We start from the raw sequence: 25,007 nt of genomic DNA, 5'->3' as shown, positions 1-25,007 counted from the left end.
GCGCGTCGATGACGGCGGCCGGGGCGTCCACGCCGCTACGGTGACATCGCGACTCACGACGTGCGCGCGACAGCCGTTGCCGAACATGCTCGCGACGACGTGCCGCTAAACAGCATCGCGCTGCGCAACGTCGAATGCGGCGAATTGCTCGTCGCGAATGGTGAGCATCACGGCTCACCGGGCTCCGCCGCGGCAGTTACCGGCAGTTCCTCGGTCACGAGCTGTCCGCCGATCTCGCGATAGCATAGGAGCGACGCCGCATCTTCGCGTTCGGCGCACAGCGTGCCCGCGCGGCCGAAGATGTAACGCAGCTCGGCGGCATTGCACGTCGGGAGAAACACGCGCAGCACACGCGGATCGTAGTATCGGAAGAAGAGCCGCTTTCCCTGTTCGTCCTTGACGCGCAGGAAGCGGCGGAAGTGTATGCGCAACGCCTCCATCGCTTCGCCGCCGCGAATGAAGATGCCCCAACTCTTTCCCCATCCGCGCCGCAGCAGCTCAGTCGTGAAGCGATGATTGCGGTAGAGGTGAACCAGGTACGGCGCGGAGCGGTCGAGCGCGGGCGCGATCGGGCCGCGGAACAGACACGTGTAGTCGAGCGCGAGCTGGTGAATCAGGCGATGAATGCTTGGGTCGCGCGCGCAATCGAGGATCGCGTACACGTCGTCCGTCGCGGGCCCATTCCAGAGAGTCGCGATCAAGGCGTCGAGCGTGTCGTCAGCTTTCGGCGCCGTCATGTCGCGGCCTCGCGCGCTTTGCGTCGCGCCTCGCACTCCGCGCAGAAGGGCACACCGGTTTCCGCCGCCTGTTGAAGCACCGCGGCTTGCGCGTCGCCGTCGAGCGCCGTGTCGTCCATGGCTTCGGACGGCGCCGGCGGTGCAGATGCCGCGACCGGCGGCGGCGGCGGCGGCGGCGGAGGCGCGGCTGGTGGCGGCGGCGGTGTCACGGGCGCCGGCGGTGGTTGCGTTGCCGGCGCAGCCGCCGTTGCCGCCGCGGCGCGTTGCTTCGCTTTTTCACACTCCTCGCAAAACGGTGTACCGTCGGCGGCCGCTTGCTGCAAGGTTGCCGCCTGTGCCTCGGAGTCGATGGCGGCATCTTCGGCCGCCTGGGCCTGGGCGGCGTCCGCGGCGGCCGTCGCCGCCGCGGACGCGGGACTCGTCGTCTGAGTGGCCGCGGCTGCTGTTGCGTCGGACGATGCGGCCGATGAGTCCGTGGTCGAGGTGGACGACGTGCTCGAGGACGAGCTCCCGCTCCCGCTGCCGCTGCCTCCGCGCCCGACTCGGTTGAGCGCGACGACGATGCGGCCTTCCGAGATGCGCCGTGACAGGAGCGCAAGCACGTCGGCGTCGCGCGTCGGCAGGGGCGTGCGATTCGATTCGACGCCCGCGAGCACGCGGCGAATCGTGGTCATGGCGCCCGGATCGCCGGCCAGAACCTTCAGCCAGGCGTCGGCGCTTCCGGGATCGCGAAACGACAACTCACCGTCGGCCGAGAACCGATCGTAGCCGTGGAGGAGCTCGAGCTCGAATCCGCCGGCCGACAGGCGCTCGTGCACGCGGTGTGTGCTCTCGTGCTAGTGCTGCGGCGCGGCGGCGACCACGTACGCCACGAGCTGCTCCGCCTCGCCCACCTTCGCCGCGATGCGCTCGGCGGCGTTGGCGCCGGCGAAGCGGCCGATGCGCACGACGTGAATCGTGCGGCCGCCGTCGTCGCGCGGCGTGATCGTCGCGTGATAGCCGGCGGCGGTGAGGCGCGCGGCAAGATCGCGCGCGTGCTGCTCGACGCGGAACGAGCCGACTTGCACGAGGTATGTCCCCGTGTCGTGCGCGGGCCGCGTTGGCGCGGGCGAATCGTGCACGTACGACACGGCCGAGATGACTGGCGTGCTGGCAACCGGTGTCGGGTCGACCGACGCGCGGGTGCCCACGGACGACGACGGCGCCGGTGCGGGCGCGACAGCGGGCGCCGCACCGACGTCGGCGGATTCGCTGAATGGCCACGCCGCGCTCGGTGCCGCACTCGCGGCTGGCGCGTGCGCGACGGTGGTGTCGGCCGATGCGTCGGCCGGCGGCGCGGCCGCGACGGGCCCGAGGGCTCCAGGCGCCGCGGGACCGGCCGGTGCCGTCGTCGCGACGCGGGGGATCGCCGGCGTGCGTGGCGCGGCGAACTGGACGCGGGCGCCGACCATCACGCCCGCCACGAAGAGCAGGGCGCCGCTGGCGCCGAGCGCGCCGGAGACGATCGCGATGGCTTTGCCGCTGAGGAAGAACGTATGCATTTTCATATTCACATACTCACATTATGGAACTTGAACGGTTGTTGCACCGGGATTCAGAATGCTGATCACGCCGCCCCACATGCAGTTGAGCTTCGACGAATCATTCAACGCCGGCATGTTGCCGATGAGCACCGTCGGCGAGCCGGGCGCCCACGGCGCGACGGTCGCCGGAATGCACGGCATCGGCGTCATCGCGCCGAGCGCCGCCGCCGTGGCCGCGGCGACGACGGGATTGCTCGCGGAGTTGCACATGCCGAAGGGCGCGATGTTCGCCATGGGAATGTTGTCCATGATCGTCGCCGCCAGCAGGTTGTTCGCCATCGCCGGCGGCCCTTTCGGGATGACCGTCAACACGCTCGGCGCCGCGCCGAACGAGCACTGAATCTGCGCCGACATGCACGCGCACATACCCATGGTGGCCCTCCGCGCCTCAGTTGACCTTCACGAGTGAGCCCTTGAGCACCAGAATACCACTCGCTTCGACGTTTTGCATCCCGCCCGCCTTGTTGTTCAGCTGCCCGCTCGCGTCGTTCGTGACCGAGACGCCCTTGTTGGTCAGCTCGGTCGTCGCCTCGTTGGCGACCGTCATGCCCTTGTTCTTGAGCGCCGACGTCGCCTCGTTCGAGAGGTCGGTGCCGGCCTTGTTGGACAGCGCGGTTCCGGCTTCGTTCGCGAAGGTGGTGCCCGACTTGATCGAGATCGAGCCCTGGGCCTCGATCGTCAGGTTGCCGTTCACCTTGAGCGTGTAATCGCCGGTCACGTTGTGCGTGAACTTGGCTTCGTCGGTGTGCGTCTCGTCACCGGTGACCTTCACGGTGCGCTTGCCGCCGACCGTGTACGTCTCGTCGCCCGCAGTGACGGTCATCGTGCGCTTGCCTTTCGACACCGTCAAACTCTCATCGCCCTCGGACACCGTGACGCTGCGCGCCTGTGTCACCGTCAGCGTGTCGTTGTTCTTCACCGTGTCGGTGCGATCGTTCTCGACTTCGGTCTTCATGTCTTTCTGCGCGTGGAGATAGAGCTCCTCGCTGTCCTTCTTGTCCTCGAAGCGAATCTCGTTGCCGGCCGTGCCCGTTTTCGACGAGCGCGTCTTGATCGTGCTCTTGGTCTGATCGTCGGGCAACGTGTACGGGACCGTCTGCGTCGCGTTGTAGACGGTGCCGGTCACGAGCGGCCGATCGGGATCGCCGTCCAGAAAGCTGACGATGACTTCTGTACCAATGCGCGGCGTGAACAGCGTGCCCCAGCTCTTGCCGGCCCACCCCTGCGCCACGCGCACCCAGCACGAACTGTTCTCGTCGTTCGTGCCCTTCTGATCCCAGTAGAACTGCACTTTCACGCGCCCGTACGAGTCGGTCCAGATCTCCTCGCCGCTCTTGCCGACGACGATCGCCGTCTGCGAGCCATGGATGCGCGGCTTGGGCGTGGTGCGACGGGGACGAAACACGGTCGCCGACGGCGCGGCCTCGAATCGATTGCCGTATTCCTGCATCGTCGCCGAGTGGGAGACGCTGCGCAGCAGATACGTGGCGTTGACGTCCGATCGCGGATGATCGGTGAGCGAAAACGTGTAGCCGGGCGCAAACGTGCGCACCGTGCTGTCGCCGCGCACGATCTTGGCGTCCGCCTCGTACGACTCGATGCGCAGCTTGCCGATCGCTTCGCCGTCGCTCGTCGTCGTGAAGCCGCCGGGATAGTCGTACAGTTTGAGCGAGCCGGTCGTGGCCGCGTCCACGCTCACCGCGAGATCGGTCGCCGGCGTGGTGAACTCGTAGTCGTCGAGCTTGTACGCGTTCGGCAGCACCTGCTGCTCGATCGTGCACGACAGAATGACGTCGTCGGTCTGGCGATCCTTGTCCGACGTGACGTACTTGACCGCGGTCGGCGCCGCGAGCGCGGTGTGCGCGTCCGCGTCGTCGGCCAGCACCATCGTGTGCTTGCCGTCGGCGTGCTCGAAGAAATAGTGAATGCCTTCGTCCTCGAACAACCGCGAGATGAAGTCGAAGGCCGTCTCGCCATACTGCACGCAGTAGTCGCGCGCGGTGTGCGTTCCGGTCGTCGCGTCGCGATAGTCGGCGTAGCTCAGCTCACCGAAAATGGTCGTCGCGATCTCGATGACGGTCTTCTGCTGGAAGATGCGATTGTCCGACGCGAGGTTGAGCATCCAGAACCACGGGCGAATCTCGCCGAAGTACGTCGTGAAGCGCTTGGACGTGCCGGCCTGCACGAACTTCGTCATCAACCCGTGCAGGTAGCGCGTCGTGCCGCCGCTCGCGGTGAGCGAGATCGTGACGCCCTGTCCCACGATCTGCGTGAAGTCGAGATCGCTCTGCTCGGACACCATGTCCAGCGAGAAATGAAACGGCGCGGAGAGCGACTCCTCCCCGCGAAGCGCGCGGAGAAGCAGCACGTCGTCGCCCAGCGGCGTCGAGATGCTCAGGTACGTGTTCGCTTGCGTGAAGCCGACAGCGGTCATCTGGGCTCGATGGCGGTGGGACGGTGCGGCGGGGGCGACGGGAGCAGCGGCGGCATGCGCGGTTCACCGGTATCGAGTCCGTCCGCCGACATCAGGTCGTACACGAACGCGCTCGACGCGTCGACGGCCAGGTGCGCCGCGCCGAGTCGGTCGCCGCGCGCCACGAGATCGAGCATGCGTGCCGACAATTCCGGCAGCATGGTGTGCGTGACGATGTGGTCGACGTTGCGCGCGCCGGTATCGACCTCGGTGCAGCGCTGCGTGATCAGCTCCACCACTTGCGGCGTGAACGTGAAGGCCGCGCCGTGCTGCTCGCGCACGCGGCGTTCGATCTTCGACAGCTTGATCTTCACGATCTCCCGAATCTCGGCGTCGCGCAGCGGCAGGTAGGGAACGATGACCATGCGACCGAGCAGGGCGGGCTTGAAGCGCGCGATGAGCTCCGGGCGAATGAGCGCCGCGAGACTCTCGGCCGTCGGCCGAGCCACGGAGCTGTGGCAGGCGCGAATGATCGAGTCGGCGCCGACATTCGACGTGAGAAGAATGATGGTGTTCTTGAAGTCCACCGCGACGCCTTCGCCGTCCTCCATGATTCCTTTATCAAAGACCTGATAAAAGAGCTCGAGAACGTCCGGATGCGCCTTCTCGACTTCGTCCAGCAGCACGACGCTGTAGGGCCGGCGCCGAACGGCCTCGGTCAACACGCCGCCCGTGCCGTACCCGACATAGCCCGGCGGCGCGCCCTTGAGCGACGACACCGTGTGCGGCTCCTGGAACTCCGACATGTTGACGGTGATCAGATTGCGCTCGCCGCCGAACAATACTTCGGCGAGCGTCACCGCCGTCTCGGTCTTTCCCACGCCGCTCGGGCCGACGAGCAGGAACACGCCGACGGGCTTGCCCGGATCGTCGAGCCCCGCCCGATACGTACGAATGCGCTTGGCGATCGTGTCGAGTGCCGCGGGTTGTCCCACGACGCGTTCGGCGAGCCGTTCGCGCAGGGTGAGAATCGTGTGAATCTCGTCCGTCATCATCTTGCCGACGGGAATGCCCGTCCACCCCGAGATCACCGATGCCACGACTTCCGAGTCGACGCTCGTCGGAATCATGGGGAAGTCCGCCTGAATGGCGTCGAGTCCGCGCTCGAGACGCGTGAGCACGTGATTCAGCCGCTCGCGCTCCTGCTCGTCCGTCGTATCGCTGGCCAGCAGCGCGTCGAGCTGCTCGTGCACGGAGCGAATCTCGGACACGGCGGTGCTCTCGTCCTTCCACCGCTCCTCGAGCTCGGCGAGTTGCACGCGGGCCGTGCCGAGCTCGCGCGCCAGTTCGTCGACGCGAACGTGCGCGCCGTGATCGGTCAGTTGGTCGCGCCGCGCAATCCGCAGCTCGACGGCCAGTTCGTCGACGGCGCGGCGCGCGGCCTCGACGGCGGGTGGAGTGCCGCTCTGCGCGATCGCCACGCGCGCGCATGCCGTGTCCAGCACGCTGATCGCCTTGTCGGGCAGCCGGCGGTCCGCGAGATAGCGGTGCGAGAGCGTCACCGCGTCGCGCACCGCTTCGTCCATGATGCGCACACCGTGATGCCGCTCGAGCTTCGCGGCCACGCTGCGCAGCATCGCGACGGCCGACTCTTCGCTTGGCTCCTCGACCTTCACGACCTGAAAGCGTCGCGCGAGCGCCGGATCCTTCTCGATGTACTTCTTGTACTCGGCCCACGTTGTCGCGGCGATGGTGCGGAGCTCGCCGCGCGCGAGCGCGGGCTTGAGCAGATTCGCCGCGTCGCCCTGACCCGCTTGTCCACCCGCGCCGATGATGGTGTGCGCTTCGTCGATGAACAGGATGATCGGCGACGGCGATGCTTTCACTTCGTCGATCACGCTCTTGAGACGATGCTCGAACTCGCCCTTCACCCCGGCGCCGGCCTGGAGCAACCCGAGATCGAGCGTGCGCACCGACGCGCTGCGCAACATCGGCGGCACGTCGCCCTTGGCGACGCGATCCGCAAACCCTTCGACGACCGCGGTCTTGCCGACACCGGCTTCGCCCGTGAGAATCGGGTTGTTCTGGCGCCGGCGCAGGAGAATGTCGACGACCTGGCGAATCTCGGCGTCGCGGCCGATCGCGGGGTCGATCGCGCCGTCGCGCGCGAGTGCGGTGAGATCGACGGTGTACTGATCGAGATTGGGTGTCTTGCCGCCGCCCCGCCGTTCGCGCGGCGGCGCTGCGCCGGGGCCGCCATCGCTGGCACGGCGTCGCGCGCCATTCTCCTTCGTGCCCGCGATGATCGTCTTGATTTGCGTCCGCAGCGCTTCGCTGGGGACGCGCAGCAGCGTCACCGACGAGCCGAGGATGAGCGCGCGCAGCGAATCGTCGGTCGAAAAGGCGAGCATCAGGGCGCCCGAACGGATCACGCCTTCGTCGAGGGTGAGCGACGACTGCAGCCACGCCCCTTCGATGAGCCGCGTCAGATGCGGCGACAACGCCGGCGTTCGGCCGTTGCCGCGTTTGAAGCGCTCCATCGCCGTGGTCAGCTCTCCTTCGACGGCGCCGGGATCGAGCTCGAAGTGCCGCAGGATGGCGAGCAGATCGCTGCCGTCGTCCTCGAGCAACTTCATGAGCAAATGCTCAATCTCGACGTTGTAGTGCGTCTGGTTCACGCACAGCGACGCGGCGCTCTCGAGCGCGCGGCGGCACGTCACGTTGAGCTTCGAGACGAGCGTCGAGAGATCGTTGCTCACTTCGCCTCGCGAGTGATGCCCACGTTGGGATTCTGCGTGCGCGGGCGGCTCGTCGCGAGGAATGTCGTCCAGCCCAGCATCGGCCGATCGCCGTCGTCGAACATCATGCCCGGCGTTTCGCGCGCGCGCAGCACGAGCTCCACGTGCACGTCGATCTCCGGTCCCAGATACAACCGCGCCAGCTGCTTGAGCGGCTTGAGGGCGGTGCCGGCGTCAGAGGGCAGGAAATCGCGATATCGATCGTAAGCGAGCGGACCAACGACCAGCACGACCGTGCTTTGCTGATCCCACACCCGCCGGCCGAGCACGGCGCTCTCGCCCAGGATCTGGCATTGTCCCGTGAACCCGATGCGCGTGAGATCGCTCTCTTCGATGTCTCGCCACCGGCCGACGAACTGCCGTACGCGCACGGGCACGCCGAAGTAGCTGGAGAGCATTCGCTCGAGTCCGATCGCCGAGCGCGGGCGCTGCGCGAGGAGCGTCGCGTAGCGGAGCAGCGCGCGATCGTCCACCGCGAGCCGGCGCTGGAGCCGCGGGGTGCCGAGTCCCGCGATCGACGCGAGCATCGGCGCGACAGCGCTCCCCTCGGGCGGCCGGCCATCGAGGCCGATGCGATGCCGCCGCCGCACGCGATACATCAGCGACACGAGACGATGCTGGAAGATGTCGAGGAACTCGCGCAGCGCGATGCCGCGCGACTTGCGGCTGAGCAGTCGCTCCGTGAACGCGACCGGCAGCGGTCCCTGCACGCCGCCCAATCCGAGAAACGCCACGCGCATGCGCCACGGCGACGCGGTGCGCTCAGGCGGCTCGACGTTCGCGATCTCGCTCGCCGGAAAGCCCAGGCCCGCCGCCGATGAAAAGCGCACGGCTTCGCGAGCGGCGTCGACCCCTTCGGCCACCGACGGCGCTTCGGGCCGCATGCGCTCGAGGAGCGACACGGCCTGATAGAAGTCGAATCGATACGGCTCGGACTCGAGCCGCTCGATTACGCTACGATCTGTTCGCCCGCGCTCGGCGGCCATTCCTTCCAGACTCCTTCACGCTGCACGCTCAGCACGCGCAACTGGACGAACGAATTGACCGCGGCGTACGTGCCGAGGAACCGATTCAACACGGCGGCGAAGAGATACGGGCTGGTGCTCAGGAACTCCTGCTCGTCGAGCGTCGCGCTGATCGACAAACCGCGACAGAAGCCGCGCCACGCGTCGCGCCCGACGCGGCGCATGATGCGATTGGTCTGAATCGCGCGCAGCCCGCCGATCTGGCGCAGCGCGAGCGCATCGTCGCCGGCATACAGCCGCAACAGCTCGCGCAGCGCGTGAATGCCATCCGGTCCTTCGAGCGACAGATGGTTCAGCGTCAGGTGCGACACGAGCTTCCAGTGACTCGCGCCGCCGAGCGGTACGTCGCGCTGCGGCGTGGGCTTGTGGAGCGCGGTGATGCGCGAGACCGGCGCCGCGAGCTCGATCTGCAGCTTCGCGCCCGTCGGCAATTGTTCGGCAAGATGACGATTGGTGCACAACGCGCTCACGTACACCGACTGCGTGCCCGGATGCGTGGGATTGAAGTCGAGATCGACGAGCGCGATCATCATCTCCGAGCCCGGAAGATCGGGGCGCGCGCTCGCTTCACGCCGCGCGTGCCAGAAGGCTCGCGGCGCCTGCGCGCCGGCGTGATGCTGGAACGAGAAGAACGGCTGAAAGCGCACCGCTTCGGTGGCGCCGTCCGCCTGCGACGCGACACGGAGGATGGAGTGAATCTCGGTCGAGCGCTCGCGCCGCTGGTCGGCGACGACGCGGTATTCCGGCCGCAGCTGGTCGATGCGCACCGGTTCGGCCGACTTCATGAAGAGATTCACGATCGGCGCGCAGCCGAGCACGAAACTGTCGGCGTCGATCGGCGTCCGCTCGGCGGGCGGTCGATCGAGCAGCACGAGAATGTCGAGGCGCTCGCCGGCGATCGTCGGATCGATGTCGGTGACGTCCACGAAGTTGAACTTCGCGGGGAAGGCGAAATACTCCTGCAGCAGGCAGTATCCCGGATGCGCGTGCGCCGACACGGGCAGCAGTTCTTCGCCGACGTTGAAGCCGACGGGCTTGAGCGCACTTGCCGGCCGCCGCACGACAGTCCCGTCGCTCACGAAGGCGACGCCGCGCGCGTGCGCGAAGATCAGCTCGTAGAGCGTGCTGACGACGCGGGTATCGCCGTTGATGTAGAAGCGGAGATCGCGCAGCTCCAGATCGCGGAACGCGCCGGCGGTGCAGCGCAGCCGCAGGCGCAGCACGCTGGCGACGTCGGTCGCGCGGTCGAGAAACGCGAATTGGTCAGGAACCTCGAACGCGGCGCTCTCGACTTCGACGGGCCAGAGCGCCGTCGCGTAGCCGGTGCGAAAGCGCACGGCGCGCGGCGCGGGTCCGCCGTCGGTGCTCTCGGCGATGACCGGCGTGTGCTTCGGCAGAAGGTAGCCCGACGTCAGCTTGCCCTGGTCGGGATCCACCTCGAAGCGCGCGATGGACATCGACGGCAGCGGCGCGACGAAATTCGGATACAACAACTCTAACAGCGCGGTCGTGATCTCGGGCAGCGAGGCATCGAGATTCCGGCGGATGCGCGCCGTGAGGAACGCGAAGGATTCGATGAGCCGCTCGACGTGCGGATCGGGCACGACGTCCGGGCCCAGCTCCAGCCGTGCGGCGACGGCGGGGAAGCGGTGCGCGAACGCCGTTCCCATCCGCCGGAGATAGCTCAGCTCCTCGCGGTAGTACTGCAGCAGCTCGGCGTTGGCGTCAGCCGGCATCGCCGTTCTCTCCCGATGCCCCGAGCTCGACGGGGAACGTCACCGGCTCGGCCACGCCGTTGACGACGAGCATGCCACTCACCAGGAACGCAACACTGTCTCGCTTCGTCCGCTCGACGATGACGTCGACGCGGGGCCGCCCGAGGCGCGGCTCGAAGGCCAGGATGGCCCGCTGTGCGGCGAGCGCGAGGCGCGTGGTGTCGCCGTTGCTCTGCGCGGCCAGCGCCGTGAAGTCAGGCAGTCCGTACTCCAATACCGTCCGTTCGCGTGGATCGATCGCGTCGATCGCCGGATCGATCCGGGTGTTGAGCAGAGACGCGAGCTCGCGCGCCAGTGACGCGCGAAGCTCGGCCCCTGAAATGACGTGTGCGACATCCGTCCGTCCGTCCGCGTCGGCGTCCATGAGCCGATCGAACAGCGGTGCTCGCGTGGCGCGCGACGTGGGGACGGACGACATGGGACTCACTCCGCGGCGTTGGCGGCGAGATCCCACACGGCCGACGCCGTGCCTTCCTGCGCGCCCTCGGACTTCTGGGCTTTGTAGTCCCACTTGAGCTTCGTGAAGTTGAGCGTGACGGTTTCCGTCGGCATGCCGCCGCCGGCCGAGCCGCCGATCGAGACGCTCGAGACGAGCGTGTTCGTCATGGTGTACACCATGAGCGGAATCACCGTGCCCTGGTCATTCTGGTACACGGTCACCGTCACTTCGCCGCAGTCCTGGCCCTGACAGCACTTCTGGTTGAGCACCGGGGTGGCCTTGTCGAGCAGTTTGGTGATGACGAATTCGCCGACCATCGCCGTGCCCGACGTGCGCTTGGTGTTGCTGGGATCGCCCGTCATCGGCATGGCGACGTTGTGGCTGAACGAGAGCAGCTCGATCTCGTTCAGGTGATCCTTGGTCTTGCTTTCGCCCGGCACGGTGGTGCCGTCGCCGATTTTCATCAGAATTTGTTCAGACATCTTGGTCCTCGAGTATCGGAAAGAGAATCGTCCACGGGGATGGCGGTGTGCGCGCCGAACGACGCGCGCACCGCCGTGATCATCGGATCGTCAGGCCGGCATCACGCCGCCGGCGGCGGCAGCTCGGCGACGAGGCGGATGGATGCCGAGAGCTCCTCGAGCTGGAAGTGCGGCTTGAGGAAGACCGTGGCGTTGTACGCGCCCGGCTTGCCCGGAATCTCCGTGACGTCGACGCGCGCTTCGCGCAGCGGATAGTTCGCCTTGACCGCCTGCGGAGCGTCGTCGTTCAGCAGCACGTATTCCGCGATCCAGTTGTTGAGCAGCTGCTCCACGTTCCCGCGAGTCATGAAGCTGCCGATCTTGTCGCGCATGATGACCTTGAGGTAATGCGCGAAGCGCGACGCGGCGAGCACGTACGGCAGCATGGCCGAGATGCGCGAGTTCGCGTTCGCCTGGTTCGTGTTGTACAGCTTCGGCTTGTTCGCCGTGGCGCCGCCGAAGAACGCGGCGACGTCGGTGCCCTTGCAGTGGCACAGCGAGATGAAGCCAAGATCGTTGAGCTCCTTCTCGCGGCGGTCGGTGATCGCGATTTCCGTCGGGCACTTGAGCGCGATGTCGCCCTGGTCCGTCTGGAACGTGTGCGTCGGGAGGCCTTCGACCAGACCGCCGCCTTCGACGCCGCGAATCGCCGCGCACCAGCTGTGCTGCGCGAACGCGTTCGTGATGCGCTGCGCGAGCGCATATCCCGCGTTGCCCCACAGATACTTCGAGTGATCCGTGCCGTCGACGTCCTCGACGAAGTTCACGCCTTCGGTCGGCTTGGTGTTCGGGCCGTACGGCAAGCGCATGAGAATGTGCGGCAGCGCGAGCGCCACGTAGCGCGAATCTTCCGAGTCACGGAAGGCACGCCACTTGATCAGCTCCGCCGACTCGAACGACTTCGCGAGATCGCGCGGAACGCCGAGCTCGGTGAAGCTGTCCATGTCGAAGAGCTTGGGGCTCGCCGCCGCGATGAACGGCGCATGCGCCGCCGCCGCGACGTTGGACAACTTCTCGAGGAACGCCATGTCCTGCGGATGGCGGCCGAACTCGAAGTCGCCGACCAGCACGCTGAACGGATGACCGCCGAACGTGCCGTATTCCTCTTCGTAGATCTTCTTGAACAACACGCTCTGGTCGAACTCGACCGCCTTCTCGAGATCCTTCTGGAGCTCGTCGCGCGAGGCGTTGAGCAGGCGCAGCTTGAGGCGCGTGCCCGTCTCGGAATTCATGACGAGGAAGTGCAGGCCGCGCCACGACGCTTCCAGCTTCTGGAAGTCGGTCGCGTGCATGACCTGGTTGAGCTGCGCGCTGATCAGCACATCGATCTGCGCAATGCGGGCGTTGATCATCGCCGCGGTGTCGCGGCTGACCGCCATCCCTTCATCCAGCACCTGCGCCGCGAACTCGGCGATCAGGTCGCGCGCGTACGTCGTCTGCACGGGATCGCGCGCCATGCGGCCTTCGTCGATGATGCGCGCCAGGAGACTGCCCGGCTCGGGAGCGAACGTCGAATTCGCCGACGTCGCGGTTTGTGCTTGTGCCATTGCTTCGACTCCTCAAAAGGTGTGGCGAACGCCGGTCTTGGCCGACGGTCGCTTGAGTGGCGTAGGTCAGCTCGCGGGTTGATCGGCCGGGGCGCCGGCGCCCAGGGCCTTCAGTTCCGTCAACCCTTCGGTGTTCGACACGATCTCCTGGAGGAGTCGATCGAGCTCGTCGTTGCCGTCGAGCTTCGTGAGGAGATCGGACAACTTCTGCCGCGCTTCGAACAGCTTGCGCAGGGCGGCGACCTGCTGGATGATCGAGACCGGCTCGAAATCGTCGATCGTGCGGAAGTTCAACTCGACATTCAGCTTGCTGTCGTCGTTCGCGATCTTGTTGTCGACCTGGAACGCGAGGCGCGGCTGAATCGACGTCATGACGTCGTTGAAGTTGTCGCGGTCGATGTTGACGAAGCCGCGCGTCTTGAGCGCCGCCGGCGCTTCGGACGGCTTGCCCGAGAGCTCGGCCATGATGCCGACGACGAGCGGCAGCTCGCGCTTCTGCATCGCGCCGCCGATCTCGACGTCGTAGGTGATCTGAACCCGAGGCGGCCGCACTCGGTCGAGTTTGTGCTGTGTGCTTTCCGGCATCATCACTCCGATGGAGGTAGGAAGAGGAACAGGGACGAGCGACCACAAAGGAAAGGGAGGCTGGGGCGCACCGGCGGCGGCCGCGATCCGAGCTCTCGGGCGTGCACCGCGGGACTGGCCCGCGCGGGGAGATGACCGAGCGACAGGCGACTCATTCGTTCATTCCCAACATTGAATATAAGGACTTTAAATCGTATCCGCTATCGATGAAATGCTTCATCAGCTCGGCCAGGCTCATCCCGCCCCACGCGATCGCCCGCCGCACCAGATACGGCGTCGGACTGTGCGGCTCGATCCGCATGAGCGTGTCGGCCGCCTCGGCGAGCTTGCGATAGGCCTCGGTGCGCGTGGCCGCGTGGTCGGCGGTCGCGCCCAACGGCGCCGCCGCCGCCGCGGGCGGATTCGTGGTTTGAGTCATGACGGCAGTGAGGAGGGCCGAGTCCTGCGACTCGCCCGCGGTGGCCGCCGCCGACGACGGCGACGGTGAGGACGGCGCGGACGACGCGACCGCGGCGCTCGACGCATCCGCGCCGCGTTCATCGACGACGCCGGCGACGAACCGGCGAATCTCCGACATCAGCTCGATCAGCCGAGTGAGACTCGGCGCATTGGCTCCGCAACGGCGGTCGAGCTGCGCTTCGAGCGCACGCGCGTTCTCGATCGCCGCGCCGAGATCGTCGCGATGGCGCGCGAGCACGGCGCGCGGCGTGCCGCCGACGCTGCTCGCGAACTTCGCGACGGTCAGCCAGGCATCGCCGCCCGCCGCGGGCTTCGCCTGCTTGCCCGCACGCTTCGCGACGTTCTCGCGACGAAGCGCCTCGACGCGATCGCCCCACGACCACGCGCGCGAATCGGGATCGCTCGGCTGCGTGAGCGGCACGTCGAGAATGCGCGCCGGCATGCGTTCGTTGATCCATTCGACCGTCGCGATGCGCGCCGAATGATCGTCCTCGTCCGGCAACGGATGCAGATCGGGCCAGTACGTCTCGCACATCGATGCGATCAACGCGAGCCCGGTACGCATGCCGGCGAAACCATACAGCTTCACCCATGCCTCGAGCAGCCACGCCGCGATCTGAATGTCCTTGCTGCGATGCGCCAGGAGATCGCTCGCCAGCGCATGCACCGTCGTCCATTCCGCGCGCTTGAGATCGCGCGCCCAGATGCCCTGCGGCGTCGTCGGATCTTCTTCGCGCCGCGCTTCACGCAGCGCATCGAACGCCGGGTCGTAGCGAAGCCATTCGCCCGCGGGCGCCGTCTCGCTGATCGGCGCGAGCAACGCGGCGAGGTCGGCAAACTCGCGCGTACCCGACGCACGCGGGTCCGCCGCGAGTCCCGCGCTCAAGGCCGCCAGGCGCACCTCGGGCGTGGTCATCGACGATCCTCGGTGCCGGCCGGCGGCGCGACGACAGGGAAGCGAGGCACCGTCAGCTCGGCCTTCGTGTCAGGATGAAAGAGACGCACGCGCACGTAGGCGCGCGTCGTCGACGGCGGCTCGTGCAGTGCGGTGCGCCGCGCGGTGTGCACCGCGAGCTTGAGCGTCGCGCCACCATCGGGGTCCGGCACATCGCTCTCGTACACGCGCAGCAATCGCAGCATCGACCAGACGCCGGTCGTCGTGAACTCGACGCCGTCGTCGTCGAGACGCGCGCCGGGCGGCGCGGGCTCGACGGGAACCAGCGGCGAGCCCGTCGCCCAACGCAGCGCCAGACTCACATCGTCGCCGGCACGCCAGCGACCGCGTCGCGCGGCGGCGGCCGTGCCGAGCGCCGCGTGTTGATCCGCGATGTCAGCGGTCCACTCGGCAATCTGATTCGCGCCCGACTCGCGCGCGCGATTCACGCGGAAGTCGATTTGATAGTCGAACATGGGCGGCCGGTTGGCGGCGGCGCTGTCGAGATAGGCGCTCAGGAACGTGCGCACCTTGGCGAGGTCGCCCAGGAACGCTTCGGCACGCGTGCCGAGGAATCCGTAGGGATCGTCGGTGGGGCCGGTGCGGGCGCCCATCGTTGCGAGCGCGTCATACGCGTGCAGCACGTCGGCAATGTCGGCGGGGGCCGCGTCGCTCGGTGCATCGGGCGCCGCGAAGGGGAACCGCCCCGCGAGCTTCGTGCGGAACGACGTCTGCAGCCGCCCGTACGCGGCGACCATGTCGCGCGATGCGACGTCGACGCACCGGCGCCACACGGCGCTCCACATCGCGTCGCCGCGCTGGGCGAACACGTCGCCGTTCGAGGCGGGGCGCGGCGCACGGCGCGCGCATCCATTCACGTCGACGGAATCGAGCTCCAGGCGGATCATGCTCTCGATGCCGGCGATCGATCCACCGGCCGGCTTGCGATCGAGCCGGTCGACGTCGCTCAGCACCGCGTCCCACGTCCGCAGGGACGCGACGCGCGTCTCGCCGTCGCTTTCGTGCGATTCGAGAAAACTAATTAAAGGTTTAGCAAGCACCGCCGCGGAGCGGACGGTGGCGGCTTCGGACGCGAGGTAGTCGTCGAGCGCGCCGGGCCGCGTCCCGAACCCGACGGCCGAGAACGGCGCACGGCCGTTCCACGCGTTCACCGCGGTCGCGGACAGCCGGTAGCGGCTCGGGAGATCGAGCATCGCGTCGGCGCGCGCCAGAAGCGCGTTCGCGTGCGCGGAGCTCAAGTCCAGCAGCGCGTCGTAGCTGCTCGTCGCGCCGATCGCGTCGAAGACGTCGAGCAGCTGCGCGATGCGCGTCGATGCCTGCGTGAAGGCGTTGACGCGCTCGGTGAGATCGTGCGAGTCGTCGCCGCGCAACGACAGCGCGTGATCCTCGCGCACCCCGCCGGCGACGATGTCCGTCATGGCGGCGCCGAGCTGCACGGTCGCCAAACGCCGCACGCGATTGCGCAGCGCTTCGGGCAACGGGTCGAGGCCGCGCGCCATGAACGTGTCGAACGCCGTCTTCATCGCGAGCGCTTCGTCGAGACGCGCCGGGTCCCACGCCAGCGACACGCCGGCCTCGACGTCCGCGTTGATGGCCCGCGTCGCCGGTGCCTGCATGAACGGTTGACGGAGCAGGGCATCGAGCGCGCGCAACGCGCCGTCGGCCGTGTGCTGGTTGTCGGCGTACGATGGCAGCACGCGACCGGTGAGCTCGTTCTTATAGTACGCCAGCGTGTCGCGCACGGCGGCGGCGAATCCGTCGCCGAACGCGAAGGGCGCGTGAATCGAGTCGAGCGCCTGCTCGACCGGGCTGCCCGAATCGAGGAATGCGCGCAATCCCACGACCGCGTCGACGTCCGCCCGCGCCGCGCGCAGATCGAGTGAATCGGCTGGTTCGTCGGCATCGCTGTCGGCGCCGTTGTCCGCGCCGATGGTCGAGCCGCTCAAGCGCGTGAGCAGCGCCTGATAGGCGTCCCGCGTGAGCTGGCCGGAGCGGCGAAGCGCCAGCGTGCGCATACGCTCATCGATCACGATCGGATGCGCATGCGCCTCGGCGAGCGCGCGACGATAGTAGCCGTCGTTGTCCATGAAGCCGGGCGCGACCTGCTCGCCGTACAGGTAGTGAACGATCGCCGCGAGATCTTCGAGCTCACCCTTGTCGGACTGCGCGAGCGAGTTGAACCGCTCGATGTTGGAGCCGAGTGCGCTGATTTCCGCGAGATACTGCGGGAGCCGTACGTCGTTCCCGTACGCCGCTTCGCGGCCCACGCCGCGCGTCGTCGGATCGGTCAGGCGGCGCGCGCGATAGAGCATACGCGCGCGGAACTCCGGCAGAATGATCGTCTGGAAGCTCAGGCCGATCGCGTCGGTGATGTCGTGATGCAAGGGACTGAGCAGCGTGCCCGGCAGAAACACCGACCACATGTGATTGGTGCTGAGGCTCGCCATGTCGTCGAGCAGGCGGAACACGCTCATGTCTTCCTGCGGCGTCACCGCGGAGACGTTCGAGAACGCGTCGCGCCGCACGCGCATCGCGTGCACCGCCACGTCGATCGTGCGCAGCAGCGGACGAATGCTCGCCTCTTCCGCCTTCACGCCCCGCGACAAGCGCCACGGACCAACCCGCACGCCGTTCACGCCGGCATAGAGCCCGAACGGTCCGCCAAGAATGATGGCGAGCGTCGCGAGTTGCAGTCGCGCGACGACCTTGTTCTTCGACGGAAACACGCGCGGGCCCGGCTTGGCAAGTCCGCGCTCGCCGAAAATCTTTTCCGAGAACAGGTCGGCGACGAAGGCCGGCTTGTGCGGCGGCGCCGTGGCCGCGTCGCCGACGAAGTACAATCCGCGAAGGAACGTGCCGCGCTCGTACGTCGTCGTCTGGAACATGCGCTGCAGGAAGTCGCGCAGCGGCGAGCGCGCGCGGCCCAGGTGCAGCGGCAGCAGGAAGAGCGAATCGCCGTCGCGCGCCGTTTCTTCGCGCGCCAGCACGCCGAACTCCGCTTCCTGTACGCTGCGGAGGAGCGTGTCCATCGCTTCGTCGACCCAGCTCGGCGCGAATGCCGCGTCCGCGCTGTACGGCGACGACCAACCAAGCATGTCGCCATGGCGCTTGGCTTCGAGGCCGCGGCAGAGCTCAGCGAATCCGGGAATGGCGTCGCACTTCGTGACGATGACGTACACGGGCAGGCGCAGCGACAACGACGCCTGCAGCTCGGCCAATCGATCGCCGATGCGCGCCGCCTTCGTCGTGAGCGCGTCCTTGGTGAGCCGTGCGGGGCCAACGAAATCCGCCGCCGGAATCGACAGCACGATCGAGTCGAGCGGGCGTTCGGGGCGGTGCCGCTGCAACTGTCCGACGAGCGCGTGCCACGCGCGGTCGTCGGCGCCGGGACGTGCCGGATTCGACAGCAGATCCCCCGCGACGTCGAGCACGACACCGGTTTCAAAGAACTGGAAAGTCACCGGCGCGTCGTCGCCGCCGGGCGACGAGGCACCAGGCGCCGCGCCCGATGCCGCGCCAAGTCGCGGCGCGTCGATCGAACCAATCAGCGTCGTCTTGCCGCTGCCCGCTTCGCCGACCGACAACACCCACGGCAGCGCCGAGTGATCTTCGGCGGTGCGATACCAACTTCCTAATACGCGGCGAGCCTCCGTGAACGCTCGGCGAACGGCGAGCGCGCCGCCCACTCCCCGGTCCTGCAGATGCGGCGCCGCGGACGCGGGTATCGCCGCCGCCGGCGCACCGGCCGCGCCCGCCATCGCGGCGGGAACCATCGGCGTCTTCGCCCGCGCGGCACGCAGCACGATGAACGCGATCGCGACGAAGATCAGGACGCCGAGCAGCGTCAGCGCGATCACCCACGGTGATATCGCGCTCATTGCGACACTTGGACGGTATCCGCGACTTCGCGGCGAATCTCGGAGTTGATCTGCCGCAGCTCGCTGGTCAGGCTGCGCCAGATGATGAATGCCGCGGCGATGTATACGATCGCGGCGCCCGCGAAGATCAGCGTCCATCGCCGCACCAGCGGCAACCGGGTGGGCCGCGCCGCGCCGGCGGTATGATCGTACGGCTGTGCGGACAGCACGGCCGGCACGCGGCTCGGATCGCGCTGGAAGACGAAGCGATAGAGCTTCTGCCGATATTCGCGGAGCGCCGGATCGCCCGTGCCGCGATACTGCCCCTCGAAGCCCGCGCCGAGTGCGACGAAATACACCGCCGCGAGCTCCGCGGAGACTCCAGTGCGGCGCGACAACAGCTTGTCGATGCGCCGGAAAATCTCTTCGCCCGCGATCTGCGAGCGAAACACCGACTGCTCGAGCAGGAAGCGCAGCCACGCCTCGCGGCCAATCCAGTCCGTGGCCAGGAACGTCTCGTCCGCGATGGCGGCCATGACATACTGCGCTTCGCCGAACAGCGCCGCGCCGTATTCGCCCGCCTTGACACTCGCATCGAGTGCCAGCTGCTCCATCAGGTGTTGAAGCTGCTGGCTGATCCCGCGCGCTATTTGCGCTGCGCCGTGCTCCGGCGTGTACTCCGACGGCTCGATCGGCAGCAGCGAGCCGGGATCGCGCACCGCGAGGTCACGAAGGCGAACGACCTCGGCGAAGAATTCGCGGAAGCTCGCCAGCAAGAACGAACGCTGGGGATCGAACGGACCTCCGTCGACGCCCGCGTCGGGCGCGGTCGCGCGCTTCGCGTCAGACGCCGGCGGCGCGGTGCGCGCGTCCAGTGTATCAGCTTTCGCTGTGAGGTCCGGCGGCGCCAGCGGCCGCTCTTTTTCAAGCCCGAGTCGCAACATAAAGCACCAGCTCGTCAGGACGCCCTTGGCCGGAATCTCCAGCGCCGAGCACCTGAAGTACTTCGCCTGCTTCGATGTAATGCGCGTCCGCCGCAATGCTGACGACGACTTCACCGCGCCGTGGCGCGATGCCGACGGTATCCGGCGCGTCGACACGCGTGCGCGCCGCACCACGCACGCGCCGCTCGCGCAGCGCCGTCATGCGTGTCTTCGAACCGATGAGAGAACTGTCGATCCACGCCGCGAGATCGCTCTCCGGCACGGCCGACGGGCCGACGGCGCCGACGACAAGCCGGCCGCCCGCCAACCACTCCGGCTCGATCGCGAGCTCGAAGCCGCCCTCGATCGGACGAAACGGCACCGGCCGGAAATCCTCATGAATGACATCCAGCACGCCGTTGATGTACTCGGCGACCTGATCGAACGTCTGGCGCAAATTGCGATGGTCGTAGGCGTCGAGGACCGGGGGCACGAGGGCCGTGCCGATTCCAGCAACCTGCCCGACGAGTCCGCAGAAGCCGAGAAAGATCGGATACGGATGTGTAACGCCGGTTCGCACCATCGCCTCGACGGGCGGCAGCCCGCACGCGAGCGTGTGCGCCATGAGCTGCGTCTCGAGCACCAGCGGACGCTTCGCCGTGGCCGACGCCGCTCGCGCGCGATCCGCGAGAAACACGGCCTTTTCCCGAACGCGCTTGAGCGCGCGCGCGCACAGCTGGCCGAGCGCCGTATCCTCACCGACGTGAAGCAGCGGGGGGATGTACTCGGTGAGCGAGTATGACTCGTCGCGATAGACCACTTCGGCGAGCGGAAAGCTCACGTACTTGTCGGGCGGCGCGTCACCGGCCATCAGCATGATGCGCGGCCGCAGCCTCGGCACGACGAGCTCACCCTCTCCCGTGTTCAGATCGGGAATGGGCGCACTGACATATGATGAGTACCGCGCGAACTCGCCCGTCGCCTGCGCGGCACCGCGCGCCGCCGGCACCGTGAGGTAGACCATGAGGCGGCCGCCGCGATCGAGACCGCGGCTCGCGACATCCAGCGTCAGGCTGTTCGGATCGCCCTCGTGGTACGATACGGCCAAACCATCGGGCATGACCGCTTCGAGCTCGATGATCCGCAGCGTTCCGTCGAGCAGTTGCGTGGAATCCAGGCGCAGCCGACGGACACCCCAATGGAAGGGGGCCGCCCCGAGCATATGGTATTGAAGCAGCGCGTCGGTCCGCGCCGCGAGCTGCTGAAAGTGCTGCGGCGCGAGGAGCATTCCCTCGTGCCACTGAATTGCATCAGGAACCGGCGGAGCGCGCATCAGGGAGCCGCCGTGACAACGAAGTCGCGATCCTGGAACGTGACGCGAGCGCGCGACCGCGCATCGAGCCGAGCCCGGTGCGGTCCGGGCGAGCGATAATTCGCGAACAGCAGCAACGCAAGACCACGCTGGAACGGAAGCTTGCGCAGGTCGACGCGCTGGCCGGGGACCAACTCCCACGCCTGCGACGCGAAGCCTGTCGGGAAATCGTTACGCAACTGCTGGCGCGACGCAAACCACTCGGCAGCGGTCATCGTGACCAGTGTTTTTAAAAGAGTAGGGTCGTATACCATCACTGCTTCGACCGGCGTCGGCCCATTGTCATTCGCCGCCGGCGTCGCGACGAGCTCGAGCTCGTTGGTACGCACAGGCCCACGATGTAGCAGACACGCGTTCAGCCCGGCTGCGAGGAGAAGTGCGACGAATCCCGGCGGGGGACGACGCGCTACGAGATGGCGAAGTCGCGGGGTCACTTTTTAGAAAACAGGAGAGGCGCGCCGAGCATCCGGCGCGGGACGGCGAATATGAAGGCGGGTCCAGATCACCGCAAGCGCTTGAATTGCCGAGTGTCCGCACAGCTAGCTGGTTTGCGCGTCAGGCGATAGGTTTGGGCGCGCTTTACCTCTCGCTGTCGTTTTCCCTTCCTCGACATGCTTAAGCATCTCACGATTCGCGGACGCCTGGGCTTGCTGCTCGCCGTCACCGCGACCTCGATCGTCCTCGTCGCCTCGTTCGGCATGTATGTGTCGGATACCAGCGAGTCGGCCGTCAACGACATGTTTCAGTACCGCGTGGTCCCCCTGCGGCAGCTGAAAACGATCGCCGACATGTTTGCGGTCAACATCGTCGACAACGCCCACAAGGCGAACAACGGGAACGTGCCGTGGCCGCAGGCGCTCGCGGCGGTCCGCGCCGCCCGGCGCGTCATCGACACGACGTGGCGGCAGTATTTGCCGAATTACGAGTCGACTGAAGAGCAAACGCTCATGGGTCGCGTGGTGCCGCTCCTGGCCCAGGCGGATACGTCGACCGCCCAGCTCGAGCGAATTCTCGCCGCGCACGACGTCCCGGGACTCAAACGCTACGTCGTCGAGGATCTGTACCAGCACATCGACCCGATCTCCGCGGTCATCAACCGCATGGCGAATCTCCAGCTCGAGATCGCCGAGCACCAACACCAGGTCGCGCACGAGCGGTACGTCGCGCTGCTGCGCCTCGTCATCATCATCGCGCTGCTCGCGATGGTCGTGGCCGTGGGCCTCTGCGCGCATACGGTCCGACACATTACGAAATCGTTACAAGTGGCGGCTGACGCCGCCGACCGGGTCGCCGCAGGCGACCTCGAGCAGGAGATCGAGGTCATGACACGCGACGAAGTCGGTCATTTGCTCGAGTCCATGCGAAGCGTGGTCTACTCCGAACGAAACATGACCGCCGCCGCCGAGCTGATTGCGCGCGGCGATCTCACGGTCGATGTACAGCCGCGCTCGGATCGAGATACCCTCGGCAAAGCCTTTGCCTCGATGACGTCGCGGCTCGCCAACGTGATCGGTCAAGTGCGCGGCGGCGCGGAGACGCTCGCCAGCGCGTCGAATCAACTCGCCGCCACCGCGCAGGACCTGGCGTCGGGCGCCGAGACTCAGGTGACCGGCGTGGACGCCACGGCGCGCGCGCTGACACGCATCGGCGCGGCAATCGACCTCAGTGCGCGCAATACCGGCGAAGCACAGCAGCTCGCGACCCGCGGCGCCACGGAAGCCGAAGCCACCGCGCGTGCCGTGCGTGAAGCGGTCGTCGCGATGCAGGCCATTGGTGAGAAAATCTCATTAATCGACGATCTCGCCACGCAGACGAACACGCTGGCGCTCGTCGCCGGCATCGAGGCGGCGCGGGCGGGCGATCATGGCCGCGGCTTCGCCGAGGTCGCGAGTGAAGTGCGCAAGCTCGCGGAGCGGGCGCGAATCGCAGCCGCGGAGATCGCGACCCTCGCGTCGTCGACGGCATCGTCGGCGGATTCCGTCACGCGCCAGGTCGAGGCGCTCGTTCCATTCAGCCGCGCCGCCGCGGAGCTCGTCGGAGACGCGAACAACTCCGCGCGCGAGCAGGCGAAGGCCGTGGACGAAATCGATGCCACAATGGCGACGGCGCAGCGCGTGGCCGGCGATTCCGCCGCGGCGATCGAGGAGCTTGCCGCGACCGCGGAAGAGTTGTCGTCGCAAGCGTCGGCGCTCGAGGAGCTCGTGTCCTACTTCCAGCTGGACGAAAGCGGTGCGCGACGGAGTGTCATCTCCGTCGGTGCGCCTCGCACGAGCGCCGCGTTCCATTTGCCGTCGACGATCGGCCGCAACGTTCCGGTATCGCGCTGATCGAGTTGGTCAAGTTGACCAACCTGACCAACTCCGGCAACGAGTCAGCGCAGGATTTTCGCCTGCGTTGAATCCGTGACGCTGCTCGGCGGTGCGCTGACGGCGTGTAGGACTTCGCGCAGCGCGTCGGGCTGCACGCTCACTTCGCCCCACAACGGATGGTCCATCGCCAGGATCAGGAAGATGACCACCGCGATCATGCCGCTCGCGAGCATCGACAGCAGCAGCTGCGCGCGAAACATCTCCGTGCGGAAGAAGAACGTGAATCCGATCGTGACCATTCCGCCAAGCACGACGACGAGCCACGTCACCGCGTCGAGACCCTTCGTGCCGGTGAGGACACGAAGCCGCCGCGCATCCTCGAACTCATTCAGTTTGCCGACAATGATCGGCTTGAGCAGCGTTTCATTCGGCGTCGTCGGCACGTAGGCGATCAGTTCCTGATCGAGCGTCTGGCTCGCCAGCTCCGTGCGCGGGCTGCGCGCATCGCGGCTGAGCGCCGGCCATTCGTCGCGCACGGCGAAGTCCACGTAATCGCGGACGAGGTCTTGAAAGTGTGCACGCGCCGCCGGTTGATAGCCGGCCACGCCGCGATACACCCCCGCCAGCGCATTGGCTTCCTGCTGCACGGCGACGTCGACGCTCGACGAGCCGTTCCACGCGCCGACGGCGATCATCGCGAGCAGCACCGCGTACGCGACGCCGGCGATCGACAGCATGTACCCAACGGTCTCATTCTCGGAGCGCGGCCACGAAAGCACCCAGCGGCGAGCGATCAACGTGCCGCCGACGGTGTATGACCACACGATCACGAGCAGGAGGGCGGCGAGCGCCCACAGAGGCATCTCATAGATCCATAGCACGCGACAACGGTACCGCCTGGGACAGGATCAGGCAATTGCCGCCGTCGCCAGACGCCGTGCAGGGCTGTAAAATTGGGACATGACGAATTCCGCCCGGCGTAGCCGGGCCGCGATTGCCGCGCTGTCCGGACTAGTGCTGATGGCGCCGGCCGGTCGTGGATCGACGGCTCGACCGTCGCGAAGACCAGCCACGGGCCGCATCGAAGGCACCGTCGAGATCTCGACGGCGCTGTCCGCGCGCCGGCCGCAGTTTCGTCCGTACGCGGAGCCGGGCACCGGTTCGACGCCGCCTCCGGCGCCGCGCGATCCGATCGCCGCGGAGCTGCACAACGTCGTCATCTATCTCGAGGGCGACATGGGGCGCGCGGGCGAATCGGCGCCGCACGGACGCGTCGCGCAGCACGACGAACGGTTCGTGCCGCATGTGCTGCCCGTTCTCCAGGGCACGACCGTCGACTTCCCGAACGAAGACGACGTGTATCACAACGTCTTTTCGCTCTCGGCGGCGGCCGGCCCCAAGGGGTTCGATCTCGGCCGCTACCCGAAAGGGCAGTCCCGCTCGGTAACCTTCGATCGCGCGGGAACCGTGCAGGTGTTCTGCCACATTCATTCGGATATGAGCGCCGTCGTTCTCGTGCTGTCCAATCCGTTCTTCACATCGCCCGACGATACCCACCACTTCGCGATCGGCGACGTGCCCGAGGGCGACTACGTCATCGTCGGATGGCACGAGCACATCAAGGCGGTCACGCGGCGCATTCACGTCACCGCCGGCCAGACGACTTCCGTCGATTTCAACATTCCGCTCCCGCAGGGCGGGCGGTAATG

At 67.3% G+C, this 25,007-nt stretch carries 20 protein-coding genes; 2 read left to right on the top strand and 18 right to left on the bottom strand.

The genetic code is table 11. The features are described 5' to 3' along the window. Positions 1-167 precede the first annotated feature (167 nt). The 17 genes from VN706_18880 to VN706_18800 all read right to left on the bottom strand — a co-directional run bounded on the left by VN706_18880 (position 168) and on the right by VN706_18800 (position 21,318). A complete protein-coding gene (locus VN706_18880) occupies positions 168-737 on the bottom strand; it encodes a DUF4123 domain-containing protein (protein ID HXT17711.1) in 570 nt (189 codons plus the stop codon). Further along, a complete protein-coding gene (locus VN706_18875) occupies positions 734-1,555 on the bottom strand; it encodes a hypothetical protein (protein HXT17710.1) in 822 nt (273 codons plus the stop codon). Before VN706_18875 ends, VN706_18880 begins: the two co-directional genes overlap by 4 nt. Before the next feature lie 18 nt (positions 1,556-1,573). Then, a complete protein-coding gene (locus VN706_18870; protein ID HXT17709.1) occupies positions 1,574-2,284 on the bottom strand; it encodes an SPOR domain-containing protein in 711 nt (236 codons plus the stop codon). A 15-nt stretch (positions 2,285-2,299) separates the two neighbouring features. Further along, the gene (locus VN706_18865) at positions 2,300-2,674 is read right to left on the bottom strand and encodes a DUF4280 domain-containing protein (protein ID HXT17708.1); all 375 of its coding nucleotides are present in this window, start codon (positions 2,672-2,674) and stop codon (positions 2,300-2,302) included. Positions 2,675-2,708: 34 nt separating this feature from the next. Then, positions 2,709-4,754 carry a type VI secretion system tip protein TssI/VgrG gene (gene tssI / locus VN706_18860; GenBank protein HXT17707.1) on the bottom strand — a complete coding sequence of 682 codons (2,046 nt, stop codon included), beginning with the start codon at positions 4,752-4,754 and terminating at the stop codon, positions 2,709-2,711. Next, positions 4,751-7,492, bottom strand: a complete 2,742-nt coding sequence (tssH, locus tag VN706_18855; GenBank protein ID HXT17706.1) for a type VI secretion system ATPase TssH — start codon at positions 7,490-7,492, stop codon at positions 4,751-4,753. Before tssH ends, tssI begins: the two co-directional genes overlap by 4 nt. After that, positions 7,489-8,517, bottom strand: a complete 1,029-nt coding sequence (gene tssG / locus VN706_18850; protein HXT17705.1) for a type VI secretion system baseplate subunit TssG — start codon at positions 8,515-8,517, stop codon at positions 7,489-7,491. The genes tssH and tssG overlap by 4 nt, the downstream gene beginning before the upstream one ends. Next, a complete protein-coding gene (tssF, locus tag VN706_18845; protein ID HXT17704.1) occupies positions 8,481-10,292 on the bottom strand; it encodes a type VI secretion system baseplate subunit TssF in 1,812 nt (603 codons plus the stop codon). Before tssF ends, tssG begins: the two co-directional genes overlap by 37 nt. Continuing rightward, complete coding sequence (gene tssE, locus VN706_18840) at positions 10,282-10,749, bottom strand: type VI secretion system baseplate subunit TssE (GenBank protein HXT17703.1); 468 nt, start codon at positions 10,747-10,749, stop codon at positions 10,282-10,284. The genes tssF and tssE overlap by 11 nt, the downstream gene beginning before the upstream one ends. A gap of 5 nt (positions 10,750-10,754) precedes the next feature. Beyond that, a complete protein-coding gene (locus VN706_18835) occupies positions 10,755-11,252 on the bottom strand; it encodes an Hcp family type VI secretion system effector (protein ID HXT17702.1) in 498 nt (165 codons plus the stop codon). Positions 11,253-11,353: 101 nt separating this feature from the next. Further along, positions 11,354-12,838 (bottom strand): type VI secretion system contractile sheath large subunit, encoded by a 1,485-nt coding sequence (gene tssC / locus VN706_18830; protein ID HXT17701.1) that lies wholly within the window; start codon positions 12,836-12,838, stop codon positions 11,354-11,356. Positions 12,839-12,904: 66 nt separating this feature from the next. Next, on the bottom strand, positions 12,905-13,423 hold the full coding sequence (gene tssB / locus VN706_18825) for a type VI secretion system contractile sheath small subunit (protein ID HXT17700.1): 519 nt from the start codon (positions 13,421-13,423) through the stop codon (positions 12,905-12,907). A 151-nt stretch (positions 13,424-13,574) separates the two neighbouring features. Next, positions 13,575-14,798 (bottom strand): type VI secretion system protein TssA, encoded by a 1,224-nt coding sequence (gene tssA, locus VN706_18820; GenBank protein HXT17699.1) that lies wholly within the window; start codon positions 14,796-14,798, stop codon positions 13,575-13,577. Continuing rightward, positions 14,795-18,715 carry a type VI secretion system protein gene (locus VN706_18815; protein HXT17698.1) on the bottom strand — a complete coding sequence of 1,307 codons (3,921 nt, stop codon included), beginning with the start codon at positions 18,713-18,715 and terminating at the stop codon, positions 14,795-14,797. The genes tssA and VN706_18815 overlap by 4 nt, the downstream gene beginning before the upstream one ends. Continuing rightward, a complete protein-coding gene (locus VN706_18810) occupies positions 18,712-19,638 on the bottom strand; it encodes a DotU family type IV/VI secretion system protein (protein HXT17697.1) in 927 nt (308 codons plus the stop codon). Before VN706_18810 ends, VN706_18815 begins: the two co-directional genes overlap by 4 nt. After that, entirely contained in the window at positions 19,619-20,950 is a 1,332-nt protein-coding gene (gene tssK / locus VN706_18805; GenBank protein HXT17696.1) for a type VI secretion system baseplate subunit TssK, read from the bottom strand. Before tssK ends, VN706_18810 begins: the two co-directional genes overlap by 20 nt. Further along, on the bottom strand, positions 20,950-21,318 hold the full coding sequence (locus tag VN706_18800) for a hypothetical protein (GenBank protein HXT17695.1): 369 nt from the start codon (positions 21,316-21,318) through the stop codon (positions 20,950-20,952). Before VN706_18800 ends, tssK begins: the two co-directional genes overlap by 1 nt. A 282-nt stretch (positions 21,319-21,600) precedes the next feature. On the opposite strand from VN706_18800, the gene VN706_18795 reads away from it, so the two are divergent. Continuing rightward, the gene (locus VN706_18795; protein HXT17694.1) at positions 21,601-23,316 is read left to right on the top strand and encodes a methyl-accepting chemotaxis protein; all 1,716 of its coding nucleotides are present in this window, start codon (positions 21,601-21,603) and stop codon (positions 23,314-23,316) included. A 44-nt stretch (positions 23,317-23,360) separates the two neighbouring features. Here VN706_18795 and VN706_18790 read toward each other — a convergent pair whose 3' ends face one another. Then, entirely contained in the window at positions 23,361-24,161 is an 801-nt protein-coding gene (locus tag VN706_18790) for a hypothetical protein (GenBank protein ID HXT17693.1), read from the bottom strand. Between the two features lie 97 nt (positions 24,162-24,258). Here VN706_18790 and VN706_18785 point away from each other — a divergent pair, with 97 nt between their 5' ends. After that, a complete protein-coding gene (locus VN706_18785) occupies positions 24,259-25,005 on the top strand; it encodes a plastocyanin/azurin family copper-binding protein (GenBank protein ID HXT17692.1) in 747 nt (248 codons plus the stop codon). Positions 25,006-25,007: the final 2 nt, after the last annotated feature.

The organism is Gemmatimonadaceae bacterium (assembly GCA_035606695.1).
GTDB lineage: Bacteria > Gemmatimonadota > Gemmatimonadetes > Gemmatimonadales > Gemmatimonadaceae > JAQBQB01.
Note: the sequence above shows the minus strand (reverse complement) of the source record. Positions and strands in the feature narration are given on the sequence as shown.